Origin of the sequence: Amorphoplanes friuliensis DSM 7358 (assembly GCF_000494755.1) — a bacterium.
Classification (GTDB): Bacteria; Actinomycetota; Actinomycetes; order Mycobacteriales; family Micromonosporaceae; genus Actinoplanes; species Actinoplanes friuliensis.
Genome location: NC_022657.1, coordinates 30161 through 41988, shown reverse-complemented (window position 1 = coordinate 41988; position 11828 = coordinate 30161). Strand labels below are relative to the sequence as shown.

Genomic DNA, 11828 nt, shown 5'->3' with positions numbered 1-11828 from the left:
TGCTACCGGCGCTGTGGAGGAGCGCCGGTTTACTGCCCGACGCCCAGGGGCGTCGCTCGGGTCACGCCCGGGACCGGCGTGACCCGGGCCTCGACGGATCAGCTCACTACTTGGTGAGGGTGTCCATCACGTTCAGGCCACCGACGTTCAGGCCACCCGCGTTGCTGAGGTTCTGGGTGAGACCGTCGATGCCGGCCGCCTCGGTGGTGGCCTTCTTGCCGTGGGCCTTGCGGGGCGCGTCGCCGTACTTGTCGCCGTTGTCGGCAGCGTTGCCGTCGCCGTAGCCGTCGCCCTTGTTGCCGCCGTCACCGTCGACGTCGTTGTCGTCGCCGTAGCCCTTGTCGTCACCGTCGCCGGCGTAGTCACCGTCGCCGTTGTCGCCACCGTTGTTGTGACCGCCGTGGCCACCGTTGTTGTGACCACCGTGGCCACCGTTGCCCTTGTTGCCGCCGTCGCCGTCAACGTCGTTGCCGCAGGCGGCAGCGCTGTTGGCGAGACCCAGGACGGCGAGCGAGTTGCCGCACACGTTGACCGGGATGCTGATCGGCGCCGCGAGCTGCGTGCCGTTCAGGATGCCGACGTTGCGCGACGAGTCCTGGGAGAAGCCACCCGGCTTGCCGGACTCGTTCTTGGCGACGGCGGCCGAGTTGGCCTCACCGGCGACACCGATCGAGTTGCCGGCGATGTTCAGCGGCGCGGAGATCGGGGCGTAGACCTGGGTGCCGTTGGCGATCCCGTAGTTGCTGCTCGAGTCCTGGGAGACGGACTCGGTGCGGTGGCCGCCACCGTTGACACAAGCGGCCTGCGACTGGGCCAGGCCCAGGATGCTGAGCGCGTTGCCGCACAGGTTGATCGGGACGTCGATCGGCGCGTAGACCTGCGCGCCGTTCAGAACGCCGTAGTTGCCCGACGTGTCCTGGTCGGCGCCGCGGCGACGCTCGGTGACCTTGCCGCTCTCGACGTGGTTGACACCGGCGCCGGAAGCGTTGGCCAGGCCCAGGATCGCGGCCGAGTTGCCGACCACGTTCACCGGCACGGAGACCGGCAGGTACGCCTGGGTCCCGTTCAGGACGCCGAAGTTGCCGTACGAGTTCTGGGAGACGTTCTTGCCACCGCGGTGACGACGGTCGCCCTTGTTGCCCTTGTTGCCCTTGTTCTGCTGGCCGCTCTCGACCCAGTTGATGCCCTGGCCCGCCGAGTTGGCCTCGCCGGCCACGCCGATCGAGTTGCCGACGACGTTCAGCGGCACGGCGATCGGTGCGAACACCTGCGTGCCGTTGAGGATGCCGACGTTCTGCGACGAGTCCTGGGAGACGTCGGCCTGCGCGGCACCGGGGGCGAACAGGAGGGCACCAGCGGCCAGGACACCGACGCTGAGAGTCTTACGAACCCAAGTCTTCATGGAAAAAAGAAGCCTTTCAGAATTGTCAGAGAATGGTGAGACGCGTATTCAATTGATCGGTGCATTCGGGCGCAGCGGTGCCCTGGCGTTAATTCGACTGCCCTGACTCCGCTTGTCGACGCGCGCCCCTTGCTCATGGCGCCTTCGGTGCGGTGACGTGCTGACCCTGGGCCGCGAGATGATTCGCCGCTTGTTCGCAAGCGGTTCGGGAATCGGGCCCGTGGTGCGGGCGCACCGACCCGCCGGTGATCAGCGGATCCGTGGTGCGCCGGCCGGTGCCGGCACTAGTCAGGTGAGACGGTCGGTGCCTCGGCGTCGTGCCGCCGGACCTCGACATCTGTCGCGATGGGCAACCGGTGGAACGCCACCGTGCTGTCCGCGACCTTGGCCGGAAGGAAGGCTGCAGAGCCACCATCCGTCGCAGTTCCCGGCCCGGAAGCCGGGACGCCGTTCGCTGCCCCGAGGTGTACCCGCAGAGGCGCGGGTGCGTCACCGCCGGGTGTGTCGCTGACCATCACCGGCTCGGCCTCCACAACGGCTGCCCGATGCCTGTCGGCGGCAAGTGAATGCTGCCGGGTGACGGTCTTTCCCACCGTGTTCCGCCGGTCGAGCACAGGCTCGGCCGCCGGGAGCTCCTCGTCCCTGACCACTGCACTGCTGACCTGGTCAGCAACGGTCTCGTCGGCAACCGCCGCCCGGGTGTCGTCCACCTGCGCCACGGCTTGCTTCGCCGGCTCCTCCGGAGCTGCCACGTCGTCCACCAGGACCTCGTCCTGTGGCAGTTCGGTGACCGGGGCGAGCTTGCGGGTGTCCACCGCTTCGCCGGCAGGGCGAAGTGGAGCGGTCAACTCCCTGACAACGCCGTCGACCCCGCCCAGGGCGGAATCCGCGTCGCTCTTGCTGTGTGTGACCTTGCTGTGTGTGGCCTCGTGCAGCGTTCCCACAACCATGTTCGGGAGCGCCACCGCGGACCCGAGACCTCGGTGGCCGGGGTCCAGCGGCGTGGTGGCCGCCTTCAGGACCCGGTTGACCACCGGCCCGCTGCGGTCGTCGCCGTGCACCACCGAACCGATGAGCGACGAACCGAGGGAAAGTCCCTCGCCCGCCGGATCACGGTCCGCGGCGTGCGCGGCAGCGCCGGTGAGCAGCCAGGCCGCGCCGGCCAGACCGCCGATGACCAGTGTCCGCAGGGCCCACCGGGAACCGGTGCGTCCTGGGCGGTGCTCGCGGCGCCGCTCCGCCCCCTGGCTGTGGGGCGGCATGAGCGCGGAGACACCGGCGGACGGAACGGACGAAGGAAGGAACGCCGTGCGCTGAAAACGCTCGACCCCCGACCCTGTCATTGGTCCCGCCCCTCGCCGTCGACTCGTGACCGGCGACCGACTGCCCGTCGAAAGAACGAGGCGATATCGGCCACTCGGTATTGGTAACGAAGCGACACAGCCGGGGTCACGCGGACATTCAGGAAAAAAGATCGCACCGAACACCCGCGAATCCGATCAGGAAAGCGGAGACCAATCAGACCAATCTGGTACGCGGTCCGGCCCGAAGAACACCCGACGGGAGTGTGCGCCCGAGCAGCCCTTCGGCCAGCTCGGCGACAGCAATGAGCTTCTCCAGGTCGATTCCCGTGCTGATGCCCATGTCCTCGAGCATGTGCACGACCTCTTCCGTCGCGATGTTGCCGGAGGCCCCCGGGGCGTACGGGCAGCCGCCGATTCCGCCCACGCTCGCGTCGAACTCCGTCACACCCAGCTCCAGCGCCGTCAGGACGTTCGCCAGCCCCGTACCCCTGGTGTTGTGGAAGTGGAGCAGGTCCGGGCGTACCCCGGAAAGAAGATCACGCACCCGGCGGGGAGTCGCCATGCCGGTGGTGTCACCGAACGCGATGCGGTCGGCGCCGTCGGCGCGGACCCGCTCCACGATGGAGGCCACCCGCTTCGGGTCGATGTCACCCTCGAAGGGGCAGCCGAAACTCGTCGCGACGATCACCTCGAGGGTGGCGCCGGCGGCATGGATCAGCGGGATCAGACCGGTGATGTCATCGAGCGACTCGTCGGTCGAGCGGTTGAGATTGCGGCGGTTGTGGGTGTCACTCGCCGACACCACCACCTCGATCTCCCGGAAGCCCGCCCGGATCGCCCGCTCGGCGCCACGGGTGTTGGGGATCAGCGCGGAATAACGGACGTCGGGGTTGTGCCAGGACCGCGCCCAGACCTCGTCCGCGTCCGCCATCTGCGGAATCGCCTTCGGATGGACGAACGACACGGCCTCGATCCGCTGGACTCCGGTACGGGAGAGCGCGTCGATCAACCGGACCTTGTGGTCGGTCGCGATCGGCTCCTCGTTCTGCAGGCCGTCCCGGGGGGCGACCTCGCGGATCGAGACGGTGTCCGTCATGTCATCACGCCTTCGGCTTCTTGGGCTTCTCTCGCATGCGTCCGACGATGCCGGTGTCGTAGTCACCGGACAGGAACTCGGCGTTCTCCAGCAACTCGGTGAAGAACGGCAGATTGTTCTTGGGGCCGACGATCTCAAAACCGGCCACCGCCGTACGCGCCCGCGCGATCGCCTCCGCCCGGTCCGCACCCGTGATGATCAACTTCGCCATCAGCGAGTCGTAGAACGGCGTGACGGTCGTGTCCGGGGCGTACCCGGAGTCGACCCGGACGCCCTCACCCCTCGGCTCGACCCAGGTCGTCACCACCCCGGGACCCGGCATGAATCGCTTCGGATCCTCGGCATTGATCCGCAGCTCGATCGCGTGCCCGGTGGTCGGGTGGATCGTGGCGGGATCAAACGTCGGCGCCTCGCCGGACGCGATCCGCAGCTGCTCCTCGACCAGATCGATCCCGTGGATCAGCTCGGTGATCGGATGCTCGACCTGCAACCGGGTGTTCATCTCCAGGAAGAAGAACTCGCCGGTCGCCGGATCCAGCAGACACTCGACGGTGCCCGCGTTGCGGTAGCCGACCGCCTCACCGGCCTTGACCGCCGCCGCCAGGAAACGTTCCCGCAGCTCAGGGCCCACGGCCGGTGACGGCGCCTCCTCGACCAGCTTCTGGTTGCGGCGCTGCACCGAGCACTCCCGCTCGCTCAATGCGATCACCCGGCCGTCGGCCAGACCGAGGATCTGCACCTCGACGTGGCGCACCCGCGGGAAGTACCGCTCGATCAGCACCGAACCGTCACCGAACATCCGCTCGGCGAACGCGCGGACCTTGTCGTACTCGGCGCGCAGCCCGTCCTCGTCGTCCGCCACGGCCATGCCCATGCCACCACCACCGGCGGCGGCCTTGACCATCACCGGATAACCGATGGTCGCGGCAGCCTCGATCGCCGCCTCGACCGTCGCCGCCGGGTCGTGCGTGCCGGGCGCGACCGGCACGCCGGCCTCCGCCATCAGATTCCGAGCATTGATCTTGTCGCCCATCGCCGTGATCGCCTCGGCGGCGGGTCCGACCCACACCAGCCCGGCAGCCTCGACGGTACGGGCGAAGTCGGCGTTCTCGCTCAGGAAGCCGTACCCGGGGTGAATGGCCTGCGCACCGCTCGACTTCGCGGCGTCGAGGATCGCCTCGGTGTTGCGGTAGCTCAGCGCCGGGTTCGCCGGGCCCACACAGACCGCTTCGTCGGCCTCGGCCACGAACGGCAGGCCGGCATCGGCCTCGGAGTACACCGCGATCGACCGGATCCCGAGCCGCTTGGCGGTCCGGATGATCCGGCGGGCGATCTCGCCCCGGTTGGCGATGAGCAGCGACTCGATCATTTCGACCTTCCCACTCGTACTGCCTGCACTTCGAGGTTCAGCGGCCGCGTTCCGGGGTCGGCGGTCGCGTTCCCGGGTTCAGCGGCTGCGCTTCGGGGTCCGGCGCAGCTTTCCGGGGTCCTTGCTCTGGAGTTCGGTGCCGCTTTCCGGGAGTTCGGCGGCTGCGCTCTGGAGTTCGGCGGGTTTGTTTCGGAGGGTCAGCGGCCGATGAGGGCGTGGACCGTGGCCTCGCGGAGCAGGACTGCCCGGCGGCGGCGGTCGACCTCGCCGCCCAGGAAGGGCGTCGAGTTCATGAGGCCGAACGCGGAGTGCGCCAGGACGCGGGCCTCGCCCGCCTCGAGCTCGGGGCGCAGCATGGCCAGCACGCCCACCCACTCCTCCACGTACAGACGCTGCAGTCGGCGGATCTGCCTCTTCGGCTCCTCGGGCAGCCGGTCGAGCTCGTGCAGGTGCAGGGCGATGACCGCGGGGTTGGCCAGCGCAAACTCGACGTGGAACTCGATCAGGTCGGTCAGCGCGGCCTGCGCGTCGTCGGGGTGGCGTTCCACGCGCTCCTTGCCACCGTGCAGCAGGCCCTCGCTGACGGGGATGAGCGCGGCCACGAGCATGGCCTCTTTACCGGCGAAGTGGTGATAGAGCGCCGGTCCGGTCACACCGGCGGCGGAGCCGATGTCGTCCATCGACACACCGTGATAGCCGCGGGCGGCGAAGAGGCCGACCGCGATCTCGAGGATCTCGTCCCGGCGCGAGCGCCGACGGGGGGCCGGCGGGCCCGGACGCTGCTGCTGATCTACCGTCACCTCGTCACTCTAACCCGCTGTCAAGCCCGCGCCTTAACGGGCGTTCAGTCGATTACTCCTCCTCCACACCTTCTGTCCTTCGCAGCCTCGCTGCCTGCTCATCCGCGCCCCGAGCCTCCAGCGCCTCGGCCAGCACACGGGCCGTGACCTGACGCGACGGCGCGTCCTGAGCCATCTCGCCGAGCACGGGCCACAGCAGGTCCTCGGCCTCCTGCGGGCGGTCGGACCGCAGCAGCGCCTCCCCGAGCATCGCCGAGACCTGCTCGGCCTCACTCCGGGCACCGATCGTCCGCAGTCGCTCCGGCATACCGGTGACATACGGCACAGCCTCGGCGGCTCGCCCGCGCGCCAGCAGCAACCGGCTCATCTCGAACCCGAGCATCGCCCGCTCCCAGACAGCGTCCGGCTGCTGAGCAGCCTCGGCCGTCATGCCGGCGTGCTTACGGTCGGCCTGCTGAAAGGTCTCCTCGGCAGCGGGCACATCATCGGCCCAGTGCAGCGCCATCACCCGCCGCCGCAGCAGCCGCAGCTCGCCCACCGGATCTCCCGCAACCCGCAGATCTTCGGCGCCGGCACCGAACCACTCGGCCGCCACGGCATCACGGTCCAGCCGGAAGAGCAGGTCACCGCCGTTTTCCCGGATCTGCCCCCGACCGGCCGGGTTGTCACCCAGCCGCTCGACCAACGTCTCGTAGAACGCCAGCGAACCGGTGTTGTCACCGAGCTCCCGATAGAGACCGGCCAGCAGGAACCGCGTGTTGTCGGCAGCCTCGTCGTGCCCGAGACGTTCCAGACCGGCGAGGGCCTCCTCACCGACCTCGGCGGCCTCCACGATCCGGCCCGCCTGCCGGTAGGCGTCCGCCAGCTCCTGCCGGACAAAGGCACCACCCTCGTCGAGATCTTGCTCGGCGCAGAGCGCGACGGCCTCGACCAGGTCATCGACGGCTTCCTCGAACCGTTCCAGGTGAACCAGTGCACGGCCACGACCGAGCCGGGCAGTCAGCGCACTTTCGGGATTTCCGGCCGCCAGCACCTCCCCGAACGCGGCCACCGCCGCTTCCGCATCCTGGGTGAGCTGCCCGAACAGCACCGACGCGTCGGCCAGCCGTTCAGCCGAGCCGTGCTCCAGGAAGTAGGCGCGGGCCTCGGTCGCCGCTTCGAGAGCCTCCTCGTTACGACCGGCCGCCGCCCTGTTCGACGCCCGCCGCGCCAGATAGAACGCCATGAGCCGGGCATCACCCGTCTCGACCGCAGCCTGCTCCGCCTTGTCGTGCGCCTCGTTGGCCTCCTCGGGCCGATCCTCGACGAGGTTGATCAGTGAAAGCCGTGACCAGGCGGCCGCCCGCTTCCGAGCATCACCGTGTTCCTGCTGGTACGCGGTGTCCGGCTCGACCAGTTTCCGGCCCTCCTCGGGCCGACCGGCCAACGCCATCGACACCCCGAGCCGCCCCCGCGCCACCGAGGCGTCGATCTCACTGCCGGCCGCGATGAACAGGTCGATCGCCCGCCGCCAGGCCGCGGCCGTGCCCTCCTGATCGTCAGCCCGCCACAGCTGCCCGCCGAGCAGCATCGCCCGCCGAGCCTGCCGAATGGCCTCGACCGTCCCCAAGCCCTCGAGGTCCGCAGCGGGCGGGGTGGGGGTGCCGAAGCGGGCGTCGTAGATGGCGAGGATTGCGTCCGTTGCGTCTTCGCGGTCGGCGTTCTCGTGCTCTTCGGCGAGGTCGAGGAGGGTGTCCGCGTCGGCGTCGGCCGGGACGTCGACCGGCTCCACCGGCCTGGGCCGGGGCTCGGCGTTCGGCCGGCGGCGCGTGGACGGGGAGAGCGGGAGCACCACGTCGAACGGTTCGGCGGAGATCTCGTCCGCGATCTGCCGGCTCTGGGTTGTCGTGCCGTTGCGGGCGTCGAAGCGCAGCGCCAGCTCAGTCGCGTAGGTCGCGAGCTCGTCGCCCAGCGCCGCGGCGGTGATGTCGCCCTTTTCGCGGCGGTGCACGACCGTGTCGCCGTGGCCGAGGGCTGCCAGCCGGCGCAGCAGGAGTGCTGAGGATGCTGCGAAGTTCATGCCCGCAGCCGGTGAGGGCGCGCGTTCGAGCCAGTCGATGTGGCGCTGGAGGATTTCCAGGCCGCGGTGCTCGTTGCCGGTGCGGGCGCAGAACGCGATGTGGTCGCCGATGTCCCACAGGTCGGCGAGGTTGCCGCGCATCAACCGGTAGGACCGTCGGTGCGCGTCCGCGGCCTGGTCCAGCCGGCCCGTCCGGAGATAGGGCACCATCAGTCCACGAAGGATCGTCTGCGGCTGCTCGTTGCAGGTGAGCTGACCGGCCAGCACCGGCTCGGCGAGTGCGACCGCCTCCTCGTCCCGTCCCCGCTGCGACAGGTAGGTAACCTGCGACGACGGGTCGCAGCCCGCGCAGTCGGAGAGATCGTCGCGGGGCGTGGTGTTCCACCGCTCGTAGAGCGCGTCGGCCTCGTCCTCGAGCCCGACGTGGTTGGCCACCACATACCGGTGCTTGTGCACGGCCTGCAGGCTGTGGCCCGCCTCGCGGTACCGGCGCTCCATGTCGTCGAGCACCGCGTGAGTGCGGGCGAGCGGCACCTCCGGGAACTTCGTCAGCGCCGACACCATGTATTTGAAGTGCCAGAACAGCGTGTGCTGACTGCGGGCGTGGAACGGCGCTGGGTTCCGGTCGAAGTCGCTCAGACACCAGGAGAACGTCACGAACGACTTCGCGACCTCACCGCCGTACGTGTAAGCGGTGGTCGCGAGGATGCGTGCCTGATAGCCGAGCTCCCGGTCACCGAGCGCGTCCGCATGCCGCATGACCTGCTCGACCAGGGCGATCTGCGCGGCGCCGTACGGCATCCGGTGAGCCTCGCGGAGCAGCCCCCACAGCTCTTCGCTGGACTTGCTCACCGGTCCTCCCCCGGGACGGCCCGGCCCAGCAGGCCGAGGAACGACGTGTTGAGCAGCGCCGCGTCCGCGGGCCTGATCGGGTGATATCCCAGCAGCAGCGCCTGGCCGTAGAGCGCCTCGACGGCGAGCGCGGTCAGATCGGGATCGCCCAGGGCGGTCACCCGGCGCACCAGCGGGTTGCGGTGGTTGAGCACCAGCTGGGGGCGCTCGGGCGCCTCGGTGTCGGCCAGCGCGTCCAGCACGCCACCCCACAGGTCGTCGGCCTTTTCGCGGGTGGCGGTGAACTCCTCGTGGAAGTGCGCCGCCCGGCTGACCAGGTAGAGAGCCGACAGGTTGGCCGGCTCGAAGGTGCGCACGACAACCTCGCAGCCCAGCCGGTCGAGCCTGCGCTGCGCCGCCGACAGGAACGGCCGCAACCGCAGCTCGGTGGCCGCGTCCAGCGCCTCGAAACGGGTCGCAAGATCGGTGGGCTCCAGCCGCTCGACCTTGATCTCCCGGTCCAGCTGCGGCAGCCGCTCGATGATCTCCGCGTCGTACGTGTAGCCGCCGTTGATCAGCCCGATGTCCTGCGCCGCCGCAACCGCTGCGAGCTGCCGGAACTCGTCGGTCGTGGCGGCGTACCGAAGGAGGCCGTGACGGGCCCGGAACTCGGCGAGGGTGGTCTGACCGGTGTTGGTCTCCATCGGCCACCACTGCTCGACCAGGCGCAGCATCTCGTCGTCGTGCAGGGCGAGCGCCTTCACACCGAGGTGGTGGATGCGCAGGAACTCGGCGAGCCGGCGCGGGTCGGAGGACGACAGCCGGACCAGCCAGCCCCGGAGCTGATCGGCGATGGCCTCACGGGTGGCCTCGAGCAGGCTGTCGTCGTAGAGCGCCTCACGGCTGGCGGTCGGCCGCAGCTCGGTGCTGTCGACGACACACCGCGCGAAGAACGCCCACTCGGGCAGCAGACCTTCGACGGCCTCGGCGAGCAGCATCCGCTTGAGGTAGACGCGGTGACCGCCGCGCGTGGCCGGGTTGACCGGCGTCGGCAGCACGTAGGCCGCGCCGGTCAGTCCGGCCTCGGGCACGTTCAGCTCGATGACGTCGAACGGGGTGAAGCCGAGGGTCTGCTCCGCGTAGGCGATGGAGGCCCGGCGTCCCGCGGCCCAGGGGACCTCGCCGGCGGTGACCTTCGCACCGTCGACGGTGACCTCGACGGGCAGCAGCGAGCCGTAGAGGGTGGCGAGCTGGTTGACGGTCGCACCGACCAGGAACATCTCGGCGCCGCGGCGGGGCACCAGCGTGACGGAGGTGCCGGGCTCGCGCTCCGGGCCGGGCTTCACGTCATAGCGGCCGTCCGCGTAACCGGTCCACAGCACGGCCGGCGAGCCGGCGCGGCGGGTGTGCACGCGGATCTCGTCGGCGACGAGGAAGCAGGAGAGCAGCCCGATGCCGAACTGGCCGAGGAACTCGTGCCGGGCGAAGCCGAGCTCGTCACGCTTGGAGCTGCGCCCGATCGTGGCCAGCAGCTCGTGAACCTGCTCCTCGGTGAGACCGATCCCGTTGTCGGCGATGCGCAGGCTGCCGTCGCCGGTCGTGTCCGACGACTCGATGCTGACGTGTCCGGCGGTGGCCTGCTCGTCGTGCTGCACCGCGGTGATCGCATCCACGGCGTTCTGCAGCAGCTCGCGCACGTAGACCCGCGGGCTCGCGTAGAGATGGTGGCTGAGCAGGTCGACGATGCCCCGAAGATCGACCTGGAAGGTGTTGCTCACGTAGGTTTCTCGCCCTCCCCGTCGGCGTTGAGGTCGCTCACGCTACAGGGAGGCTCCGACGTTTTGGGGCCGCTCTCCCCGCGGCCCACCACGGCCGGGTCAGAGCGGCGGCGAGCACGGCGCCGATGGTGTTGATCAGCACGTCGTCGATGCTGGAGACCCGTCCGATCGCCAGCACCCATTGCAAGGTCTCGATGAGAACGGCGGAGCTGACGGCGAGCGCGAGGATCCGCGGCAGCGAGGCAAGAACGGCAAAGCGGACCGGCAGGAAACCGAAGCCGGCGAGCACCAGGAGGTTGCCGACGATCTGTGCGAGCGCCGTTCCCGGATCACCCGAGAACCACGACGGCAGGTCGTGCAGCGGGACAAGATCGATCGACCGTGGTGAGGGCTGCGGCGTGAACAGCATGCCGAGGAACGGCAGGGTGATCGCGAAGAACCCGATCTCCGCGACCGCCTCGCGCGAGCTCACAGTCCGGCGTCGCCACAGGTAGACCACCGCACCGCCGATCGGCAGCACCACCAGCGCGATGAGGATCGTCGTGCTGTGGTCCCGCCATGCCGCCCCCATGCCTGGCGAATCTAGGCTTTCGGAGCAACCGGTCCGGCCCTGCGCAGCGGCCACACTTCGCGGTTCGCCGCGAACAGCACCGAAACCAGGATGGGCAATGCCCACAGCCAGTATTCGTGGACGCCCGACCAGTGCCTGCTCTCCGGCAGCGGCCACGGCGAATACTTGCCGGTGAGAAAGAGGGTCGCCAGCAGCATGGTGCCCTGAACGGCGGGCCCGGCCAGTGCGGTGGTCGCGGAGTGACCCACCCGTGCCGCCACCGCAGCCGCGACGAGGCCACCGAGGAAGCAGACGGCTGCCTCGGTCGCCAGCTCCCGGAACGGCAGCGCAACCGGAGTCGAGGCGTTGGCCAGCAGATACAGCGTCAGCCACACGACGGTCGCCGGGACCACCGCGATCGCCGTTCTCAGCCACTGCTGCAGCCAGCGGGGGGCCGGGGTCATCGTCAGCGGTGCCATCAGATCGACCAGCGCAAAGCTGGCACCGGCCCCCAGGAGGACGGCGGCGATCCGGAGGGCCCAGATCTGTGCATCCGGGGCGGCCGCGCCGAACGTCGCCGGCAGCATCGCGGCCACGGACAGACCCGTCGCGGCGACAAGCGGCACCCACGGCACCGCC

Annotated in this window: 9 protein-coding genes; all 9 read right to left on the bottom strand. The window is 69.7% G+C overall.

Translation table 11 applies throughout. The features are described from left to right. Positions 1–106 precede the first annotated feature (106 nt). The 9 genes from AFR_RS00190 to AFR_RS45740 all read right to left on the bottom strand — a co-directional run bounded on the left by AFR_RS00190 (position 107) and on the right by AFR_RS45740 (position 11815). On the bottom strand, positions 107–1402 hold the full coding sequence (locus AFR_RS00190; RefSeq protein ID WP_023357270.1) for a chaplin family protein: 1296 nt from the start codon (positions 1400–1402) through the stop codon (positions 107–109). A 284-nt stretch (positions 1403–1686) separates the two neighbouring features. After that, the gene (locus AFR_RS00185) at positions 1687–2664 is read right to left on the bottom strand and encodes a hypothetical protein (RefSeq protein ID WP_148307826.1); all 978 of its coding nucleotides are present in this window, start codon (positions 2662–2664) and stop codon (positions 1687–1689) included. A gap of 256 nt (positions 2665–2920) precedes the next feature. Next, the gene (locus AFR_RS00180; protein ID WP_023357268.1) at positions 2921–3802 is read right to left on the bottom strand and encodes a hydroxymethylglutaryl-CoA lyase; all 882 of its coding nucleotides are present in this window, start codon (positions 3800–3802) and stop codon (positions 2921–2923) included. Positions 3803–3806: 4 nt separating this feature from the next. Next, a complete protein-coding gene (locus AFR_RS00175) occupies positions 3807–5171 on the bottom strand; it encodes an acetyl-CoA carboxylase biotin carboxylase subunit (protein ID WP_023357267.1) in 1365 nt (454 codons plus the stop codon). Between the two features lie 197 nt (positions 5172–5368). Further along, positions 5369–5971 carry a TetR/AcrR family transcriptional regulator gene (locus AFR_RS00170; RefSeq protein ID WP_023357266.1) on the bottom strand — a complete coding sequence of 201 codons (603 nt, stop codon included), beginning with the start codon at positions 5969–5971 and terminating at the stop codon, positions 5369–5371. A gap of 52 nt (positions 5972–6023) precedes the next feature. Beyond that, positions 6024–8882 (bottom strand): tetratricopeptide repeat protein, encoded by a 2859-nt coding sequence (locus tag AFR_RS00165; protein WP_023357265.1) that lies wholly within the window; start codon positions 8880–8882, stop codon positions 6024–6026. After that, positions 8879–10639 (bottom strand): HSP90 family protein, encoded by a 1761-nt coding sequence (locus AFR_RS00160; protein WP_023357264.1) that lies wholly within the window; start codon positions 10637–10639, stop codon positions 8879–8881. The genes AFR_RS00165 and AFR_RS00160 overlap by 4 nt, the downstream gene beginning before the upstream one ends. A gap of 37 nt (positions 10640–10676) precedes the next feature. Further along, positions 10677–11210, bottom strand: coding sequence for a VanZ family protein (locus AFR_RS45745; protein ID WP_023357263.1), 534 nt, complete (start codon positions 11208–11210; stop codon positions 10677–10679). 11 nt (positions 11211–11221) lie between these two features. Then, a complete protein-coding gene (locus AFR_RS45740) occupies positions 11222–11815 on the bottom strand; it encodes a hypothetical protein (RefSeq protein WP_148307825.1) in 594 nt (197 codons plus the stop codon). Between the last annotated feature and the right edge of the window lie 13 nt (positions 11816–11828).

Excerpts from the sequence above, each read along its gene's own strand:
- AFR_RS00190 (WP_023357270.1), bottom strand. The coding sequence starts at position 1,402 with ATGAAGACTTGGGTTCGTAAGACTCTCAGCGTCGGTGTCCTGGCCGCT.
- AFR_RS00185 (WP_148307826.1), bottom strand. The coding sequence starts at position 2,664 with ATGCCGCCCCACAGCCAGGGGGCGGAGCGGCGCCGCGAGCACCGCCCA.
- AFR_RS00180 (WP_023357268.1), bottom strand. The coding sequence starts at position 3,802 with ATGACGGACACCGTCTCGATCCGCGAGGTCGCCCCCCGGGACGGCCTG.
- AFR_RS00175 (WP_023357267.1), bottom strand. The coding sequence starts at position 5,171 with ATGATCGAGTCGCTGCTCATCGCCAACCGGGGCGAGATCGCCCGCCGG.
- AFR_RS45745 (WP_023357263.1), bottom strand. The coding sequence starts at position 11,210 with ATGGGGGCGGCATGGCGGGACCACAGCACGACGATCCTCATCGCGCTG.